The organism is Nocardia anaemiae NBRC 100462 (assembly GCF_001612725.1).
Taxonomy (GTDB): Bacteria; Actinomycetota; Actinomycetes; order Mycobacteriales; family Mycobacteriaceae; genus Nocardia; species Nocardia anaemiae.
In genome coordinates, this window is the sequence record NZ_BDAZ01000029.1 from 152,608 (window position 1) to 171,608 (window position 19,001).

General features: G+C 65.8%; 18 protein-coding genes. 6 read left to right on the top strand and 12 right to left on the bottom strand.

The genetic code is table 11. The features are described 5' to 3' along the window. Positions 1-110: 110 nt before the first annotated feature. Positions 111-710: a hypothetical protein gene (locus NA5_RS19090; protein ID WP_157110504.1), complete on the bottom strand. Its 600-nt coding sequence runs from the start codon at positions 708-710 to the stop codon at positions 111-113. A 307-nt stretch (positions 711-1,017) separates the two neighbouring features. On the opposite strand from NA5_RS19090, the gene NA5_RS19095 reads away from it, so the two are divergent. Beyond that, positions 1,018-1,713, top strand: coding sequence for a TetR/AcrR family transcriptional regulator (locus NA5_RS19095; RefSeq protein ID WP_062987896.1), 696 nt, complete (start codon positions 1,018-1,020; stop codon positions 1,711-1,713). Between the two features lie 92 nt (positions 1,714-1,805). After that, on the top strand, positions 1,806-2,048 hold the full coding sequence (locus tag NA5_RS43505) for an FDXHR family putative zinc-binding protein (protein ID WP_443093740.1): 243 nt from the start codon (positions 1,806-1,808) through the stop codon (positions 2,046-2,048). A 13-nt stretch (positions 2,049-2,061) separates the two neighbouring features. Here the strand turns inward: NA5_RS43505 and NA5_RS19100 are convergent, their stop codons facing one another. From NA5_RS19100 to NA5_RS19115, 4 genes are all read right to left on the bottom strand, one after another. Next, on the bottom strand, positions 2,062-2,361 hold the full coding sequence (locus NA5_RS19100) for a hypothetical protein (protein WP_062987898.1): 300 nt from the start codon (positions 2,359-2,361) through the stop codon (positions 2,062-2,064). A gap of 213 nt (positions 2,362-2,574) precedes the next feature. Then, positions 2,575-3,843 (bottom strand): sensor domain-containing diguanylate cyclase, encoded by a 1,269-nt coding sequence (locus NA5_RS19105; protein WP_245672293.1) that lies wholly within the window; start codon positions 3,841-3,843, stop codon positions 2,575-2,577. A 119-nt stretch (positions 3,844-3,962) separates the two neighbouring features. Further along, complete coding sequence (locus NA5_RS19110) at positions 3,963-5,066, bottom strand: terpene synthase family protein (protein WP_245672294.1); 1,104 nt, start codon at positions 5,064-5,066, stop codon at positions 3,963-3,965. Between the two features lie 217 nt (positions 5,067-5,283). Next, positions 5,284-5,598, bottom strand: a complete 315-nt coding sequence (locus tag NA5_RS19115; protein WP_157110505.1) for a hypothetical protein — start codon at positions 5,596-5,598, stop codon at positions 5,284-5,286. A 145-nt stretch (positions 5,599-5,743) separates the two neighbouring features. Here NA5_RS19115 and NA5_RS19120 point away from each other — a divergent pair, with 145 nt between their 5' ends. The 4 genes from NA5_RS19120 (at position 5,744) to NA5_RS19135 (ending at position 11,664) form a co-directional block, all read left to right on the top strand. Continuing rightward, positions 5,744-8,158 carry a LuxR C-terminal-related transcriptional regulator gene (locus tag NA5_RS19120; RefSeq protein ID WP_157110506.1) on the top strand — a complete coding sequence of 805 codons (2,415 nt, stop codon included), beginning with the start codon at positions 5,744-5,746 and terminating at the stop codon, positions 8,156-8,158. A 32-nt stretch (positions 8,159-8,190) separates the two neighbouring features. Continuing rightward, complete coding sequence (locus NA5_RS19125) at positions 8,191-8,859, top strand: SGNH/GDSL hydrolase family protein (protein ID WP_063813484.1); 669 nt, start codon at positions 8,191-8,193, stop codon at positions 8,857-8,859. Positions 8,860-8,930: 71 nt separating this feature from the next. Further along, a complete protein-coding gene (locus NA5_RS19130; protein ID WP_218020122.1) occupies positions 8,931-10,313 on the top strand; it encodes an MFS transporter in 1,383 nt (460 codons plus the stop codon). 340 nt (positions 10,314-10,653) lie between these two features. Then, positions 10,654-11,664, top strand: a complete 1,011-nt coding sequence (locus tag NA5_RS19135) for a sigma-70 family RNA polymerase sigma factor (protein WP_062987906.1) — start codon at positions 10,654-10,656, stop codon at positions 11,662-11,664. Positions 11,665-11,758: 94 nt separating this feature from the next. On the opposite strand, the gene NA5_RS19140 is transcribed toward NA5_RS19135, so the two are convergent. From NA5_RS19140 to NA5_RS19170, 7 genes are all read right to left on the bottom strand, one after another. Then, a complete protein-coding gene (locus tag NA5_RS19140) occupies positions 11,759-12,442 on the bottom strand; it encodes an SDR family oxidoreductase (protein WP_157110507.1) in 684 nt (227 codons plus the stop codon). A gap of 28 nt (positions 12,443-12,470) precedes the next feature. Further along, positions 12,471-13,205: an SDR family NAD(P)-dependent oxidoreductase gene (locus tag NA5_RS19145; RefSeq protein ID WP_084484247.1), complete on the bottom strand. Its 735-nt coding sequence runs from the start codon at positions 13,203-13,205 to the stop codon at positions 12,471-12,473. 302 nt (positions 13,206-13,507) lie between these two features. Then, positions 13,508-14,185: a response regulator transcription factor gene (locus NA5_RS19150; protein ID WP_062987910.1), complete on the bottom strand. Its 678-nt coding sequence runs from the start codon at positions 14,183-14,185 to the stop codon at positions 13,508-13,510. After that, entirely contained in the window at positions 14,182-15,369 is a 1,188-nt protein-coding gene (locus tag NA5_RS19155; protein ID WP_062987913.1) for a sensor histidine kinase, read from the bottom strand. The genes NA5_RS19150 and NA5_RS19155 overlap by 4 nt, the downstream gene beginning before the upstream one ends. A 108-nt stretch (positions 15,370-15,477) precedes the next feature. Continuing rightward, positions 15,478-16,317: a CbiQ family ECF transporter T component gene (locus NA5_RS19160; RefSeq protein ID WP_062987915.1), complete on the bottom strand. Its 840-nt coding sequence runs from the start codon at positions 16,315-16,317 to the stop codon at positions 15,478-15,480. After that, the gene (locus NA5_RS19165) at positions 16,314-18,332 is read right to left on the bottom strand and encodes an ABC transporter ATP-binding protein (RefSeq protein WP_062987917.1); all 2,019 of its coding nucleotides are present in this window, start codon (positions 18,330-18,332) and stop codon (positions 16,314-16,316) included. The genes NA5_RS19160 and NA5_RS19165 overlap by 4 nt, the downstream gene beginning before the upstream one ends. A 2-nt stretch (positions 18,333-18,334) precedes the next feature. Further along, positions 18,335-18,976 (bottom strand): mycothiol-dependent nitroreductase Rv2466c family protein, encoded by a 642-nt coding sequence (locus tag NA5_RS19170; protein WP_062987919.1) that lies wholly within the window; start codon positions 18,974-18,976, stop codon positions 18,335-18,337. Positions 18,977-19,001 lie beyond the last annotated feature (25 nt).

The window sequence follows — 19,001 nt, forward strand, 5'->3', positions numbered from 1 at the left end:
ACTCTGGTTGGGTGGATCGGTCGTACCCGGCGTCGGCACGAGCAAACCGCCGCTATTGATCTTCGTCGAGTGGACGCCTCTACGGCGCGCGCATTATCGGATGAGAACGTTCAGCACGCGGGTAGTGCGCGGTCGAGGCCACCTTCGCCGCGATCCCCATCAGCGTCGGTCTCCTGATTTGTGAACGCGCCGTCAGCTTGTCGGGTGCGGCGGATGCCTGGCCAGCCCACTGGGAGTTGGACGCGGCCTGCCCGGATATCGCCGATGAGGTGCGCGTAGCCGTCCCGGACCTCGCCTAGATGGACCCATGCCGAGTGCCGAAGCTCCTCGCAGTCGGTGTGCAGTACGGTCCACCATGCCTCGGCGTAGGTCTTCGCGACATGGCTGATCACCTCACCGAAGGTGTGCGTATGGCGGCGGGCGCACCGACTGTGGCGGACGTAGGAGGCTGCCCAAGAGTTGATCTTGTCGATGACCTTCGCGATATCCGCATGCAGCGCTGTCTCGGTGACCTCGGGTGGGTGCCGTTGCGGATTCAAAACCGCCGAAATCAGGGCAGCATGCAGATCGCCGAGTTCTCGCGCCCAGGTGATCAGTGGGAACGGCTCGGTGAGACGCCCGGCGATCGCGGCCAATAGTTGTTCCGGCGAGAGCACAGATGCCGCGTCTATCGCTCGGTCATCCTCCGTCGCCGCTAAACCCGCGTCCATGGGAATCACATGTCCTTCCGGCAGCGAGTGCTCACGGCGCCACGGACCGCCATCTGCGGTCGGTGCTGACGTAGCGGCCGGTCATGTGACGTGTTCTGAGGCTCGTTGGTTGACAGCCTCGGCGAGATGGGCGTGCTGATGCATAGGTCGTGCTCGACTATTTCGAGATGAATGGTTGATGCGGTGAGCGCAGCGCTGCGGCTCGGCGCATAATGCTAATACTGACTGCGCACTCAGTCAACGGCTGATCGAGCAGGTAGCGGGTGCTAGAGTTTGGCGGAAATTTGGCCGAGGAGGGGTGGGATCAGTGAGTGGGCCTGCGACGGGACCGGGCAAGTCGGGCGCGATTCTCGATATATTCACGCGCCACGTCGCCGAGAAGGGCTATGACGGGACCAGTTTCAGCGGTGTAGCGAGCGAGCTGGGCATCTCACAGGGCTTGATCGTGCACCACTACGGCACGAAGGCGCGGTTGTTGGAAGCGCTGCACGTTTCCTATATGCGGCGCCGGATCGATGAGGCTCGGCGAATCGTGGCGGAGTTCGCTACCCCGACCGAGCAGTTGGCCGGGCTATTGCACGCGGCCATGCTCTACCAGGTGCACGATCGAAATCGGACCGTCGCGTTCCAGCGTGAGGTCGCGCGGCTGGCGCAGGAGGATGAGGAGTCCGAGGGGCGCAAGCTGCGCAGGAGTTATATCGGAATCCTGCACAGCGTGGTCGATGCGGGCATTGCCGCGGGCGAGTTCCGCGCTGTCGATACCAGTATCCGGAGCCTGCTCATCTTCGGTGCCGCACAATGGGCGTGGACGTGGTTCGAGCCGGAAGGGCGTAGTTCCGCCGAGCAGGTCGGCGCCGAACTGGTAGATCTCACTCTCGGCTCACTACTGGTCGATCGTAGATCGCTGCCGCGCCTGTGCGATCCCCACGGCCGACTGGTCGCGGCGGTGATCGAGATCATCACCAGTGGACCGGGGGAGCCGACACCAACGCCGCAGGGATGACCATGTATCGAAGGTGTGCCAGAGCCCGATACGGGTACGACCGAGGTGTTGATGGCGGACCATGTCCGGGGTGCGCGAGTGAGTGAATGATCATGAAGACGAGATCACCGGAGACGGTGAAATGCGGGGGCTGCCGGTCCTGGTGGCCGCTGAGCGCGCACAATGTCTGCCATTGTTCCCAATGTCATCAGACGTTCACCGGCGAAAAGGCTGCGACTCGGCACCTGGTTGTCGATTATCGCCACAAGCCGCACGTCATCTGTCGGACACCGCAAAGCGTCGGGCTTGTTGATGCGGGCCGCGACTATCCCTGCTGGGGATTCCCGCAGGATTAGCGTCCGATCCGGACTACTGCCCGGTGCCGCCTTGGTCCTGCTGGGCGAGAACGAAGGTGCCCTGGCCGTTCGGGTCCAGTTCGGTATCGAGGATCTTGTCGTCCAAGAAGGCCGCGGCCTGCTCGTCCAGGAAGATCCGCGACCCCTCCGCGGTCAAGACCTGGTCCTGCTCGGCCGGTCCCGCGGTTATCGCCAGCGACATGGTCTGGGCGCCATCCGTGGTGGAGATCCGCAGCCCGGCATCCGTCGGTATGCCCTCTGCCGAGGTGATGGTGCGAACTGCCTCGATGGCGCTAGGGGTGAGCATCAGCATCTGTCTGGTTCCTTCCGCTTGCCGTCACAGTCGGCCGAGGTGACCGAACTGCATTTCCCGCGGGCCAGTCTCCAGCCCCGATAGTCGGCCGATGGCCGCATCGGCACCGGCATCCACCTAGCAGTAGCCATGAACTGGTTCGCGCAAACCACCCCTGCGTGAGGGGGCGTGAACACGGTCTTTCCCCGCCACCCTTGCCATCAAGCTCTGACCTCAGGTCGGGGCTTGCAGGGTGTGCAGGACCCAGTGCCCCTTTTCGTTGGTTTTCGCGTAGTAGAGGCTGGCGTCGGCGGCGTCGAGCAGGGATTCGGCATTGGCTCCGGCGATCGGTGTGATCACCGCACCGATGCTGGCCGCTACTCGCAGTTGCTGGCCATCGATGGTGATGGGCTCGGGGAATACCGACAATAGTCGGTCCGCGATCGCGGTTATCTGGTCAGCGGTGGCCGGGGGCGGGATCAGGACGACGAACTCGTCGCCGCCGAGCCGGGAAATGAGGCAGTCGTAGCCAGACAGTTTGTCGTGCAAGCGGGTGGCCACCGCGACCAGGACTTTATCGCCGGTTCCGTGGCCGAAGCGGTCGTTGACATATTTGAAGTGATCGAGATCCGCGAAACATAGCCCGGCCCGGTCGCTTTCGTCGGCGGTCGCGATGAGTCCCTCGATCCGCTCGAGTAGGTAGCGTCGGTTCGGCAGGCCGGTGAGCGGGTCATGTCGGGCCTGTTTGCGAAGTTCCTGTTGGAGCCGGTGTTCTTCGGTGCTGTCGGCTCCGATGGCCAGCAGGTAGTCCGGCTTTCCGTCGTTTCCTTTGACATAGGAGATGGCGAATGACATCCACCCGACGCTGCCGTCGGCACGTACCAGTCGACGCTCGAGTCGGACCGTGCCCGCCCCGGTAGGGACCAGCTGTTCGTAGAGCAGGGCACGGATATCGTCTCGGTCGTCGGGATGGGCGAAGTCGTACACCGAGATCCCGCGCAGCGCCTCGACCGGTACGCCGATCATGTCGGCCAGACCCCGATTGGCTTCCAGCAGTGTGCCATTGGTGTCGCCGATGGCGATCGCGACGGCCGTATTGTCGAACAGGATGCGATATCTCGTATCCTGTTCGTCCTGCTCGGTTGAATACTGCTGTGCGCGAGACTCATCGCGGTGTGCCTGATGACCTTGTCCGAGAGCGGCCAGCAGTCCGGCGAGGCGCTGTCGGGCGTCGGGCCGATCGGAGTAGTCGGCCAGCCGATACAACACCTGCGCCGACACCGTCGGCACCAGATCCTCGGCCAAGCGGGCAGCCGATAGCGCCGCCCCGACTCGGCTGCCCACGGTCACGTCGAAGGGGTCGGCCTCGATGGCTGCGGAAAGGTCATGGATCAGTCCGGATAACTGTTGGTCTCCGAAGTCATCGGGCATACGCATGCCATCGGCGGCGGCAAGCGTTTGCCACCAGGCTCGAGCCAGTGCCGCACACTGGGAGTCGTCCACCACAGCCCTTCGATACCTTGCGCCGCTCGACATACCCCTGACCGAGAGCGGCGTTGCGTCCAACCGAACGATAGACCGTGCAGACCGTTTCGTGTGGAAATTTCCGGGTCGGGCAATATTCACGAAAGACGGTTCTCGTCGAAGATCGATGCCCCCTTATATCTGAGGGTTGTGTTCTGCCATACCCAGGTGGCCTGCACGCAGCCGAGCAGGTCCTCGATATGGGCCGATACCGAATCGGCGACGGAGCTGTCGGTGACCTTCTCGCACTGGCTCTCGATCCTGGCTCGAATGCTGCGGAATTCGGTCAGGCGGTCGCGCACGAGTCGTGCGGCATCGTGCACAGCGTCGGCGAGGGTGGCACCCGGGTTGTTCAGCAGGCAGACGGGGATCAGGTTGAAATCGGCGCGGTCGTGGATGCATTCCTTTTCGAAGGAGAACATGTCGTTCATCAGCGCTCCGATCTCCACGGTCGAGCGCCGCAGCTGCCGCAGGTCGGCGTCGAGCCCGACGGCGCGAATTCGATCCCAAGGCAGATATTCGTCGCGGCCGAACTCGCACAGCGCGATCGCCGGATACATGCCCGACACCTGCGCGCGCAGGTCGATGTAGTCCGCTACGGCGAGCAACTCGCCGCGGGCGCGGGCGTTCTGATCCCGGATGGCCGGACGCAGATGGTCGATGGTCGAATCGAGGAACCGTTGCAGCCAGTCCGGGTCCGCCCAGGCCGCCACCCGCTCGAGGAACTTCCCGGTCGCAGCCTCCACCGGAGTGGGATTGGTTGCGGCGCAACGGGTATCGAGAAGTCGGCAGAGGTCTGCCACCGTCGCGCGGGCCCGCTGTTTTTCGGTATCCGTCAGGTGGGCGAACTTCTCGCGGCCGACAGTATCGTTGAGCCAGAACAGGATCGCGTTATAGATCCCGATAATCGTCATCCGCTCGGCGGTGACGGCATGCGGATGCAGATACGGAGTCATGCTGTTGTAGTGCGCGCCTCCGGCGTCCAACCAGATCCCGTACCCGCGGCAGAATTGTTCCACCTCCGCACATGCCAACGCCCCGAACCGATTCGGCGCGAAACCCTGACAGAAGTCGACGATGTCGCAGTCGGGAGTGCTGAACAGCTCCCGCAGCGACCATCCCCGCGACCGAACCAACGCCTCATGCTCTGCCCGCATCGTGGCGAGCCGCGCCTCGACCACCGGCGTGTACTCGCCAACCACCAGACTCCCTCCCGACCACACTGTGCCGCACCTCGCCAGAGTGCCGGACCGAGTCCGGCACTGGCCGCGGCCGGTCATCAAATGATAAATGACCGTGAGCCAGATGGCTCCATTCGGCGATCGGGTGAAAGGCCTTGTGGGAGAAGGGGCGTGGTCGAGGTTCAGCTCAGGGCGTCGGCCGATCGTGCCGGTGGCGGCAGGCGGGTCGACCTTGTCGTCAGCGCGCGCCGCACGTCCCGGTCGGGGTGTACTGACAGGGGTTCTCGGTGCGGCCTCGGTACTGATCGTGGCCGTCGCTGTTGGAGCGCACTCCGCTGCCGTAGCCGCTGTTGCGCTGACTGTGGTCGCTGCTGTTGGGGCGCGATCCCGCTCCGTAGCCGCCGTGGCCGCCGCCGGGGCTGTGCGAATCCCGAGGTCCGGCCGAGGCCTCGAAAAGGTGCGGCGATGCGATCGTCAGCAGCACCAGCGCGATGCTGATCAGCGTCGCGACCACCACGCGACGCACTGTCCAGAACTTCGTTGCGATCTCCATCGAACTATCTTTCCGTCAATTAACGTACCGCTATATAACGACACATTAATCGATGGTGCGTCGAAATGGAAGGCATTTACGGGTCCGTTCGCGTTCGAGACCCTCCGGACTCGTCGGCGATACGCTGGGCATTGGCGAAAGGTGAGTGCATGTTGCCTGGTGTTCGGAGACATTGCGGATCACCACCCAGCCGGTGCTCGACCTCCGGGATGGCGGTATCCCCGACGATGTGTCGGCGGTGGTGGAATTCGCGATGAGCCGCAACAGTGGCGGCAGTCTGCCGCTCGAGCTGACCAGTTTCGTCGGTCGGCGCACTGAATTGTCGGAGGTGAAGAAGCTTCTTTCGGTGTCCCGGCTGGTCACGTTGACGGGTATCGGGGGTGTGGGCAAGACGCGGCTGGCGCTGCGGGCCGCGTCGCAGGCGCAGCGGGATTTCGCCGATGGGGTGTGGTTGGTCGAACTGGCCGAGGTCTCCGATGTCGCGCTATTGGTCGATGTCGTGGCCGCCGCTCTTGGTGTGCGGGACGCGGCGCCGAGTCCGTTGCTCGAGGTTGTGATCAAATTTCTGGCCCCGCGGGAAACCCTGCTCGTACTGGACAACTGCGAGCACATGGTGGAAGCCGCGGCGAAGTTGACCGAGGCATTGCTGCGGACATGCCCGCGCCTGCGGATGCTGGCCACCAGCCGAGAACCCTTGAATATCGCCGGGGAGGCGGTGCTGCGGGTGTCGCCGCTGACGGTCCCGGATCAGGATCGGGAGCCGACGTTGCCTGGGCTGCCCCGTTTCGACGCGGTGACGCTGTTCGCCGACCGTGCGGCGGCGGCCGTGCCGGGTTTCGCACTCGACAAGGACAACATGTCCGCCGTCACCCGGATTTGTGCGCGGCTCGATGGATTGCCGCTGGCGATCGAGTTGGCCGCGGCCCGGATGCGCATGATGTCACCGCAGCAGATCCTGCAACGTCTCGATGATCGGTTCACGCTGCTCACCCGTGGCAGTCGTACCGCGCCGACCCGGCAGCAGGCGCTGCAGTGGTGTGTCGACTGGAGTTACGAGTTGTGTACTCCGGCCGAGCAGCTGCTGTGGGCCCGGTTATCGGTATTCGCCGGGAGCTGCGAACTCGACGCCGTCGAACAGATATGTGGCGTCGGCCTGGCGCCGCACAGGCCGCTCGACGTGCTGTCCGCACTGGTGGACAAGTCGATTCTGATCCGGGAGGAATCGCACACCGCCGTGCGTTTCCGAATGCTCGAGACGCTGAGTGACTACGGTCGGCAAAGATTGCGGGACTCCGGCGAGGCCGCCGAGATGCGTCGACGGCATCGCGATTGGTACCAACAATTGGTGCTGGACGCCGAAGCCGGATGGATCAGCGACCGGCAGCCATACTGGATCGCCCGCCTCGAACGCGAGCTACCCAACGTGCGTGACGCGCTCGAAACCTGCCTTTCCGAGGGCACCGACGAGGCCGCGGCAGCCGGGCTGCGCACCGCCGCTGCGCTACACCAATTCTGGAGCCTTCGCGGTCTGTACGGGGAAGGCCGAACCTGGATCGACCGCGTTCTCGCTCACCCGGGCGCGCAATCCATACCCGACCGCATCAGTGGGCTACGCGCCGCCTGCGAGGTTGCCGCGCCGCAGGGCGATTTCCAGGCTGCCGCAACCCTTTTGGAAGAGGGGCGCGTCCTCGCCGCACAAGAACCCACCCCCGCCATCCAGGGACAGCTCGCCTACGCATCCGGCATCGTCGCACTCGCTGGCGGCGCGGCGGCCGACGCATCCTCCGCCCTCGAACGCGCTGTCGCGATGCTCAGCTCGAACCAGACGGGCGAGCTCTACATCAGCGCTCTGACCATCCTCGCGTGGTCATATGAACTGCGCGGCCAGATGACCCCGGCGACCGAGCACTACCGTCGAGTGCTGTCCATCACCGAAGCGCAGGGTGAACTGATCTATCGTTCGGCCGCGTTGCGCGGTTTGGGCGTCGCCGCATGGCTGCAAGGCGAGCGAGGACGTGCCCAACGGTTGCTCGAGGAGGCATTGCGAGTCAACCGTCGGTCGAATAGTCCGGTGTTCACCGCGTTCACGCTGGATGCGCTGGCCTGGACTGCCGCCGACCGGGGCGACGCCGACCGCGCGGCCGTGCTGCTTGGGGCGGCCCAGGGAAACTGGCTGGGAGGCAGCAGCGTGCGGGCGGTCCTGCGGAACATGTCGCGCTTTCATGCGGAATGTGAGCGGACGACGCGCCATACCCTCGGCACCCGCAGATTCGACGCGGCCTTTCGGCAAGGTCGGGAACTCGAGATGGATGCCGCTGTGGCGTATGCGCTCGGGGAGAAGCACGCCGAGGCAGCGCGCGCGTCCGCGAAACTGACCAAGCGTGAGCGACAGGTCGCCGACCTGATAGCCCAGGGACTCAGCAACAGACAGATCGCCGCCAAATTGGTGATCTCGCAACGCACTGCCCAAGGCCACGTCGAACACATCCTGACCAAGCTCGGATTCAACTCACGGGCTCAGATCGCCGCCTGGATCGTGGACGAAACCACACAGCCTTGAGAAAACATACGGCCGACCGTATTGTCTTCTCTGTGAACCAACACGTCTTCACCGAGGTGACCGACCCGTTCTGCCTGGACCAGGCGGATGCCGTGGCATTGCTGACCGGGGCACCGTGGGGCAGGTATGCCGTTATCGGCGACAGCCTTTCGGCGGGAACCGGCGATCCCACTCCGGGCTACCGGGATCAGGGCTGGTCTGACCGGGTTGCTGGGATCTTGCGTTCGGTCCGGCCGGATCTGGCCTACCTCAATACCTCCGAGATCGGGGCAACCACCGCCCAGACGCTCGAGAACCAGGCGGCCCGCATGGTCGAGTTCGCACCGGACCTGCTGCACGTGCCATGCGGTGCCAACGACATCGTGCGGCGTAAGCCGGACTTCGACGCGATAGAGCGAACGCTTCGGCAGATGTACGACCTGGCCAAGGGGACCGGCGCGATGCTGACCACTTTCACCCTCGGCAGGGCGTATGTGGTCCCGGTTTTCCCTGACTGGGCGGAGCGGATTTCCGCGGTCAACGAGATCGTGCGCGGGCTGGCCGCCGAGTACGACGCCATCGTGGTGGACATGTGGGATCACCCGATCAACAACCGCGCCGACCTGCTCAGTGCGGATCGGATCCACTTCTCGACATCGGGTCAGGCCGTTATGGCGGCCGAGGTGGTGAAGAAGCTGGCGACGAATAAAGAGGTCTCTTAATCGTGGCAAATATTCGATCAGCTGATCAGCCGGTAGTCACCGCGGAAGCCGATGGCATTCCGTGGATGACAATGTCGGTCGTTTTGACCGCCCTGTTCATGGCGGTGCTCGACTCGTTCATCGTCGTGGTCGCCGACCCCTCGATCGTCGCGGACCTACATGCCTCCGCCAGCGATGTGCAGTGGGTGCTTGCGGGCTATCAGCTGAGTTACGCGGTCTTCATCATTACCGCTACGCGCCTGGCCGACCTGTACGGTGGCAAGCGGATTTTCCTGCTCGGGGTGGCACTGTTCACGCTGTCATCGGTCGCTTGCGCGCTGTCACCGAACGCGGGCAGCCTGATCGCCGCGCGTGTCGTCCAGGGCCTAGGCGCCGCCCTGATGGTTCCTCAGGTGTTCGCGTACGTCACGGTGCTGGTGCCCGCGGCGAAGCGGCACACCGTCTACGGCGTGCTCGGCATCGTCATGGGTACGGCCACCATCGGCGGACAGGTCATCGGCGGACTGCTGATCGGCGCCGATCTGTTCGATTCCGGCTGGCGCCTGGTGTTCTGGGTGAACGTGCCGATCGGAATCGCCATGCTCCTGCTCGCCGTGCGATACGTGCCGCCGACGCGCTCAGCCGCCACCCGCAAGCTGGACTTGCCCGGCGTCCTGGTGCTCAGCGCGGCCCTCTTCCTTCTGGTGCTGCCGCTGATCCAGGGGCAGCAGGCAGGCTGGCCATGGTGGATCTGGGCTTGCTTCGCGGGCAGCGCGGTCGCGTTCGGCCTTTTCGTCGCGATCGAGCGGAGTCTGGAACGGCGGGGCGGGGACCCGCTGGTACCGCTGACGCTGTTCGGACAGCGCTCGTTTTCGCTCGGGATCATCCTCGTGCTGGCCCTGTACGCGCTGATCTACTCGTATTACCTGGCCTTGTCGGTAACGATGCAGCAAGGTCTCGAAATGTCGGCGCTCGGTGCGGGTCTGGTCTATACACCGGCAGCCACCGCATTCTTCGTGTTCAGCATGGTGGCGAGCCGGATCATCCCGAAATATGGACGACGTGTCCTCGAGGTCGGGGCGGTCATATTGGCGAGCGGTTACCTGGCGACCGGTCTGCTACTGGTGTCCGGCCCGCGGATCACTCCGCTGCTCGTGATCCCCACCCTCATTCTGCAGAGTGTCGGTGGCGGACTGGTCATCACGCCAGCGCTCAACACGGTGCTCAGCCGCGTCAGGCCGGAGTCGGCCGGTATCGCGTCAGGCGCGTTGTCGACGGCCCAGCAGTGTGGCGGGGCGCTTGGTGTTGCCATCATCGGGGCGGTCTACTTCAGCTCGTTTCATCCCGAGGCAGTCGGCACAGTTGCCGCCGCCGGGCACGCTTTTGCCGTCGCGTCCTTCGGCACGTTCGTCATCGCTGTCATCGCGGGCATTGTCGTGTTCCTGCTGCCGAAGCGGCCAGCGGCCCAGGACTGAGTGCGAGGATCAGGGCTGCGGATGAAGCGTGCGCAGCCGCGGCGACGTTTCCCGGACGGGATTCAGTTTTGCGATGAATTCACACCGGCCCAGTTGTCTCTATTAGGACGCCACAACCGAATCGTGGTGTGCCACTCGATCGGCAGTCCGACTGAGCGGGGAACTCGATGAGATGCCAAAGATCAACACGGCTAGGGCCGGGCTCGGGAGATCACATGACGACAGAACTCGAAACTCCATCCGCCTCGCGACGAGGACGGACGCTGGCGCTCGAAGGCTTCAGCCGCACCTGGGATGTCGACACCTTTCGGCGTCACGGCCTCGGATCGGTGGCGTGACGATGCCTGTTCCCGGTCCCGCGGATTTCGCGCAACTTATCGAGAGTTATCGCCCCGAATTGCTGGCGCACTGTTATCGCATGCTCGGGTCCATTCACGAATCCGAAGACCTTGTTCAAGAGACCTACCTGCGCGCATGGCGTTATTACAACCGGTTCGAAGGCCGATCGTCGGTGCGAGTGTGGCTTTACAAGATCGCGACCACAACATGCTTGAACGCGCTCAAGGGGCAGAAACGCCGCCCACTGCCTTCGGGACTGAACGCACCGGCCGACCACGCCGGAGTCACACTCGGCCCGGCAGATCCGGAGATCAACTGGCTGCAGCCCGCCCCCGACAGTCTGCTGAGCGGATCTACCGGCGACCCCGCGACGGTAGTGTCGCGCCGCCACGGAGTGCGGCTGGCATTCGTCGCGGCCCTGCAGCATCTGTCCGCCCGACAGCGGGCTGTGCTGATCCTGCGCGATGTCCTCGGTTGGAATGCCAAAGAGGTTGCCGACGTGCTGGATACCTCCGTCACGGCAGTCAACAGTGCGCTACAACGAGCCCGAACACAGCTGTCACACATCGGGCCCATCCAGGACGAGCTGACCGAGCCCGACGAACCCGAGTTGCGGAATCTGCTGGACCGGTACATGTCGGCCTTCGAACATGCGGATGTCACCGCACTCGCCGAGCTGCTTCGAACCGACGTCGAACTCGAGATGCCCCCCATTCCAACGTGGTTCACCGGCCGCGATGCCGTGTGCGAATTCCTTGCCGACGCCGTCCTGCATACCCCGGACCAATGGCGCATGACAGCGACGCGAGCCAACGGTGCGCCTGCGGTCGCGGTGTATCTGCGTGCCGAGGATGGAGCGTTTCGCGCGTACGGTCTGCAGGTGCTGTCGCTGATCGGTGGGCGCATCGCACGAATCAACGCCTTCATCGACGCCGATCTGATCGCGACGTTCGGGCTCCCCGAGGTATTCACCGCGGCACCATCAGCTGATCCGCGCGGCACGCGGCCGTGAGGCGAGACCTATTCGTGCGCGCATGCACCGTGGAGGCCGCCATGTCACCGGGGTATCCGAGCCACGGCGGCCTCCGTCGAGGTAGCGTGCGAGTTCAAACCACTTCGAGGCCATTACCGGTGACGCCCAGCAGTGTTTCTTTCCGATGCTCTTTGCCAGAGACGATCGAGACAATGGCGCTCGCGACGTCGGCTGCGTCGAGCGGCGCCGGAAAGCGCTTCTTCATAAAGTCCTCGACCGACAAGCCGGTCCCGGCGCTGTAGGCGACGGCCGCCGCATCCCCGATCGCGGTACCGACAAGGAACTGACGCGGTGCCAGGGCGAGGAACCGGATCGAAAGTCCGCGCGCGTCAGCGGCGCGCTGGAAGTACTCGGCGAGGAACATCTGCGTCCGCTTGGCACCGGCGTAGCCGCCCGAGAGCGGAGAGCCGTCGAGCCCGGCGCCGCTCGATACGATCAGCACGGTCGAATTCGGACGCAGGGGGCGTGCCAGCGCGGCGCGGCCGACCTCGAAGGCGATCTTGACGTCGACGTTCCATGGCTTCGAAAACGACTCCCAGCTCTGTTCCTCGATCGGGGCCATCTGCGGGCGTGTGCCCGCGGTGACGACAATGAGGTCCGGATCGGCCTCGGTGAGGAGGGCAGCGACGTGTCCGGGGTCAGTGGCATCGCGCTCGCTACCGGAGGCGACAACAGGGACTCCGGCGGCGGTGAGGGCGCTGACGGTGGCGTGGCCGACACCGCTACCAGCACCGATAACCAAAGCTTTCGTGCTCATGTAGTTCACCATGATCGGCTCACCTTCCCTAGGCTGATTGCTGGGCCCGAAATTGGTCGGTCATAGTCGCGTTCTGACGCTCGAGCGACTTCAGCGCTCCATTGCGCCAGCCCTCGGCCAAGGTCTCCGAAACCACATCGGGGAAGATCTCTTCCTCGTCTTTTTCCAGCCCGTCGAAAACAGCTCGCGCGACTGATTCCGGAGACGCCTTGGGAATGTCGAGATCCCGACTCATATCGGTATCGACGATGCCGGTCAGGACCGCATGTACCGCTACGCCCTGCCTGGCCACCAGCGCTCGCAGTGACTGCGTCATCGAGAACCCAGCCGCCTTCGAAACCGAATAGGACGGAATGATCTGCATGGGGACGAGCGCGTTCATCGACAAGTTGTTGACGACGGCCCCTTTGGAACTGGCCAACAATGGCAGGAAAGCATTGGTCACATCGAATGTGCCGAAAACATTGACGGCGAGGTGCTGTTCGAGTATCGACCGATCGCTCAACTCGTCGTAAATTGCCACGCCAGCGTTGTTGATCAAAATATCGAGAGCCTCGATATCTGCGACGGCGTTCTGGATTTGTTGCCTGTCGGTCACATCCAGAGTCAGGGGTGTAACCCGTGTATCGGGGTGGGCCAACGGCACACGTGCCGCGGCATACACCCGTTTGGCGCCCCGGTTGAGGGCTTCTTCGACCAAAGCCTGACCGATGCCTCGGTTACTGCCGGTGACCAGGACTGCCTTATTCGCAATACTCACCATGAGGGTGATCTCCTTCGATGTATCAGCTCAGGCCGGACGACCGGAACGGCCCCGAGAAGGGGCTACATATATAGACAAACCTCGGTACTCGAACTCGTCGCGGCAATCCGAACTGTGTGCGAAGAGCGGTGCCAGAGGCGAAGTTCCGAGTGCGGAGGCCGATATCCATCCGATGGTGACGGGGCCGGGGCCGGGTCATCTGCCGTGACCGGTCCGGCGTCGCGGAGCAGCTCACCGCGCCCCAGACGGTCGGACCGGCGGTGGTCGAGTCTGCGACGGAACCCGAGCTGTGGTCGTGGATTTCAGGTGGTGCCGGGTTGCGGGGTGGCCAGGCCGTTGCGGTATGCGAGAACGACTAGTTGGGCTCGGTCGCGGGCGTCGAGTTTGGTCATGGCTCGCTGGATGTGGGTGCGGACGGTGAGCACACTGAGGTGGAGTTCGCCGGCGATTTCGTGGTTGGATTTCCCGGCTGCGGCTAGGCGGGTGACTTCGCGTTCGCGGTTGGTGAGGTCGTCGATTCCCGGGGTGGTGGGTGCCGTGTGCGGTGCTGGGGTGGCGAGGAATTGGGTGATGAGGGCCTTGGTTGCGCCCGGTGAGAGCAGGCTGTCACCGGCGGCGATGGTGCGGATGGCGTCGAGCAGGGTGTCGGTGGTGACGTATTTGCCGAGGAAGCCGCTGGCACCGGCGCGCAGGGCGCGGGCGACGTGTTCGTCGTTTTCGAAGGTGGTGAGGATCAGTACGCGGGTGTCGGTCAGGTGGGGGTCGGCGCAGATGGTTTCGGTGGCGGTCAGCCCGTCGGTTCCGGGCATCCGTATGTCCATGATGACGATGTCGGGGCGATGTGTCCGGGCGAGGTCGATGGCTTGGGCGCCGTCAGCGGCTTGGGCGACGACCTCGAGGTCGTCGCAGGAGTCGATGAGCATCTGGAAGGTGCCGCGCAGCAGGGCCTGATCGTCGGCAAGCAGGACTCGGATGGTCATTGGGCCGCCTGCGGAGTGTGCACGGGGTGGTTGGACAGCGGGAGGATTGCGGCGACTTCGAAGTCGGCGGCTTTGTCGGTGACGCGTAGCTCGCCGCCGACGGTGTTGGCACGTTCTCGCATCCCGATGATGCCGTAGCCGGGGTGGCTGCGGTGGCCTTCGTGGGTGGCGTTGCTAACGGTGATGGTGAGGTCGGTGGTGCCGTAGCGCACGTGCAGGGTAGCGGCCGCCGATGCAGCGTGTTTGGTGGCGTTGGTGAGGGCTTCTTGGATGATGCGGTAGGCGGTCAGGTCGATTCCGGGTGGCAGCTCGCGGGGTTGGCCTTCGACGTGCAGGTCGACTGCCAGGCCCGCGGATCGGCAGGTCTGCAGCAGGCCGGGAAGCTGGGCCAGTCCAGGGACGGGCTCGACGGTGTCGGTATCGGTGGTGCTGCGGCGAAGGACACCGACAGTGTCGCGGAGTTCGAGCATGGCGGTGGCGGTGGTGGTTTGCAGTTCGGTGAGGATTTGCCTGGTGAGCGCGGGCTGGGAGGCGAGGAGGTGGGCGGCGGTACCGGCCTGGGCGTTGGCGACCGCCATGTGGTGGGCGACGATGTCGTGGAGATCGCGGGCGATGCGTATGCGTTCTTCGGTGACGCGCAGCCGGGCTTCTTCGTCGCGGGCGCGTTCGGCGTGTTCGGCGCGGGCGTGGACGGCGTCGAGGTATGCGTGGCGTAGCCGTGTCCGGCTGCCCAAGGCCAGGGGCAGTATCAGCCATAGTGCGGGTCCGACGGCGCGCAGGGCCAGCATCGCGTCGAGGTCGGTCCCGACGGCGACGCCGACGACCAGCACGGTGGCGGTGCCGCCATAGGCCCAGGTCGCCCGGGAGGAGGTGGTGACCGCGAGCCAGTACAGCGCGACCATCACCGGTGCCAGTAGCAGCGGGGTCAACAGGTAGCCGAGGCCGCCCGCGGCAAGGGTGCAGGCGGTGGCCGCCACGACGGTGATGCGTGGGTGTTCGCGTGCGCCGAACGCCGCCAGACAGGCCAGCCCGGTCACCACCACGCCGGGCCAGGGATCGCCGGTGCGAGGTTCGCCGGGCCCGACCATGTACACCCCGAGGACCGCGGCGCCGAGCAGCGCCATCACGATGACGGCGTCGGTCACCTGCGGATGCCGCACGGCGTAATCGTCCACGCTGACCATGGGGTGCTCGTCCTCTTTCGGGTGGTGTGAGTTCAGTTCGATTGTCTCGCGTCCTGGCCCGGGCGCTTGTGACGCAGGCGCCGTCGGCCGCGCACAAGGTGTGGCGGGTTAGCTGCCGACGGCCAGGGAGGTGCCCGTTTCGAGGTAGATCGACAGACCGCATACCGCGAAGACCACCGCCAACGCGAGGGCGTCGGCTGTCCGCGGCCGTGCGGGGAGGGCGGCGAGCTGGCCGGAGCCACCGCGTGCGGTAATCGCGTCACCCATCTCGTCGGCGCGGCGCAATGCCGCGGTCATCGCGGCGGTGAGCAGATCGATGAGGTCGGTGGACCGCCGCGCCAGCCCGTCGCGCCGAGTGGTGGTGGCGGGGCGGGGACGTAACCGGCGCGCGGCGGAGAGCACGCGGAACTCCCGGCTCAGCATCGGGAACGCCCGCAGCGCCAGGGCGATGGTCGCGGCCCAGTCGTCGACCGGCAGCCGCAGCGCCCGAAGCGGTCTGCCCAGCGTCGACACCGCGGGCGCCACCTCGGCGGCGTTGGTAGTCCACGACACCAGGGCACACACTCCCAGCAGCACGACGGCGAGCAGGATCAGTTGCAGATAGTCCAGCAGGCCGCCGACGCCGAGGCGGACCGATCCCCAGCCCAGCGTCGGGGCACCACCCGAGGCCGCGGTCACCACCGCCCCGGCGGCCAGCATGATCCACAGCGTGCGCGGCATCGACGGCACTGCGCCCCGGGGTACTCCGGCCAGTCGGGCAGTAGCGAGCACGAAGACCGCGACCAGTGTGATCGAGGGCCATCCCGGGAAGAACGTGAGCAGCGCCGCCAATAGCATGACGGTGATCAGCTTGGTGCCTGCCCACAGTGCGTGTACAGGTGTTCTGCCGGGCACTGGCCGCATGAGCACCAGCGGACGTGCTGGGGAGCTGGTCTTCGGTCTGCTCATGAGATACCTCCGGTGCTGGTCGGCTCCGGCGCCAGAGTGCCGTTGCACAAATGCAGCGTGCGTGGGCACAGCTCCTCCAGACCGGAGAAGTCGTGCGAGATGACGATCACCGTGAGCCCTCGGCTGCGGCGCAGGCCGGACAGTAGCTCCAGGAGTCCACGGGCGCTGGCAGCGTCGAGTCCGGCCAATGGTTCGTCGAGGATGAGCGCGCGGGGGTTGCGCGCCAGGAGACCGGCGAGGGCGACGCGGCGCATCTGCCCGCCGCTGAGCTGGTCGATGCGCCTGCTCGCGAGGCCCGGCTCGAGGCCGACGGCGGCCAGGGCGTCGTCCACGCGGCGGCGGTCCTGGTGGTCGAATCCGGCCGCGTCGGCGATCTCGGCGTCGACGCGGCCCCGCAGCAGCTGGAGTCTGGCGGCCTGGAACGCGATGGCCACCGCCCCGACCTGCTCTGCGACCGGACGGCCGTCGAGCAGGCACTGCCCGGCGGTCGGAACGAGCAGTCCGGCCATGATCCACGCGAGCGTCGACTTTCCCGATCCGTTGAGCCCGTGGATCAGCACCCCATCGCCCTCACCGATGACGAGGTCGATACCTTCCAACGCCGTTGACGCCCAGGGCGTACCGCTCGCATACCGGTACCCGACTCCGGTCAGCTCGAGTAACCGGTGTGCGGGTTGGTGGCTCGGCTTCCGGGTGGGCGCGGGAGCGGTGGGCACCATGTCGAGGTTGTCGTCGGCGCCGGTGAGGTCGAGGATGCGGTCGGCGGTGACGGCCTCGCTGGCGTAGTGGGTGATGTGGACCAGCGCCATGTCGCGGTGCCGCGTCAGCCCCGCCAACGCCCGCAGCAGCGTCTCGCGGCCGGTCTGGTCGACCATGCTGGTGATCTCGTCGGCGATCAACAGCCGCGGCTCGCGTGCCAGCGCGGCGGCGACGGCGAGCCGTTGCAGCTGGCCGCCGGAGAGTCCATCGGTGTCGTGCTCACCGAGACCGGCCAGCCCCACCTCGGCGAGGACCCCGTCGACATCGGTAGCAGTCCCGGGCGGCAGACCCCAGACCACGTCGTCGGCCACCCGCATGCCCAGTACCTGGGTTTCGGGGTGCTGCAGGACCACCGCGGTGCCGCCGACGTTGCCCAGCCCCACCGACCCGGGCCGGACCAGGGTGCCCGAAGTCGGAGTGCGTCCCGCCAGGAGCAGCATGAGCGTGGTTTTGCCGGACCCGTTGGCGCCGATGACGGCCAAGTGTTCACCGGCCTCGACGCTCAGGTTCAGGGGGCCGACCGCGTCGCGATCGGTGCCGGGATAGCGAAAGGATGTCTCCCGCAGTACGGCGGGTATGGGCGCGACCGGGCGATCATCGACCGCCCGGTCGAGCTGGTGCACGTCGGGCACACCGCCCAGCCGCGCGAAGATGCGCCGGACCGCCCACCAGCCGATCATGGTGCCCGCGGCGATCGCCAGGATCGACACCGCGGCGATGAACACCGGCCAGTGGCCGATCAGCGTCGCGGCGAGGCCGCGCAACCCCCGGCCAACCGGCGCGCCGACGGGCAGGGCGCCGACGAGGGCCGCGAGGCCGTGGCAGGTGACGGTGACGAGGTCGAAGATCAGCTGGCGCAGCTGCGACAGCACCGTCAGCAGCGCCAGCAGGCATGTGGCGAACACCGTGCCCGCGGCCAGCGCGCCGACGAGCACGACCGGACCGTTCGCGTCATGACGCTTCAGCAGTCCGATCAGGCCGCCGATGTAGACGCTCAGCGCGATCACGCATGGGCCGCCGAGGCCCACGGCAAGAAACGACACCAGCGCACCCGCGACCGCGGCAGCGCCCAGGACACGGAGCCTGTGACGGTAGGCCAGCAGCGCCATCGGCACCGTGGCCAGCACCGCCAGCCCGGCCGCGAACGGCAGAGCGACGGCACTGACCGCGATGGCACTGCAGACCGCGGCCATCACCGCGGCGTGGGCGAGTTCGCCGGGCCGCAGTGGCCCGGTGCCTGCCAGCGCATCCGACATCGTCAGTCGACCTCGGGCCGCAGATCCGCAGGCTGGGCACGCTTGAGCTCCCAGAAATCGGGGTAGGACGCGAAGGCCGTTGCGGCATCCCAAAGCCTGCCCGCCTGCTCGCCGCGCGGGATCCGCGACAGCACCGGTCCGAAGAACGCGACTCCGTCGATGTGCATGGTCGGCGTCCCGGCAATGGCACCGGCAACGCTCGTGCCCTCGGCGGTGCTCCGACGCAATGCGGTGTCGTATTCCGGCGAGGTCGCCGCCGCGGCCAGCTCGCCCGGCAGCCCTACCTCGCGCAGCGACTCTTCGACGATCTGGTCGAAGTCCTTCGTCAGCAGGTCGCCGAAACTCCTGTTGTCCCCGTTGTGGATTCGCGAGCCCATCGCGGTGTAGAGCGGCCCGAGAACCTGCGGGCCCGCGGTCTGCTCGGCGGCGGCCGCCACCCGCACCGGGGCCCACACCTTCCGCAGCATTCGTGGGTCGTTCAACTGGGGCGGCAGATCGCCGTCGTTCAGGATCGCCAGGCTCATCACGTGAAACGACACATCGAACTCACGAACCCGCTGGGCCTCGACGATCCAGCGGGACGTGATCCACGCCCACGGGCAGAACGGATCGAAGAAGAAGTCGACATGAGTCTTGTCGGACATGAGAAATCCCCTCTCGGTGCGGTGT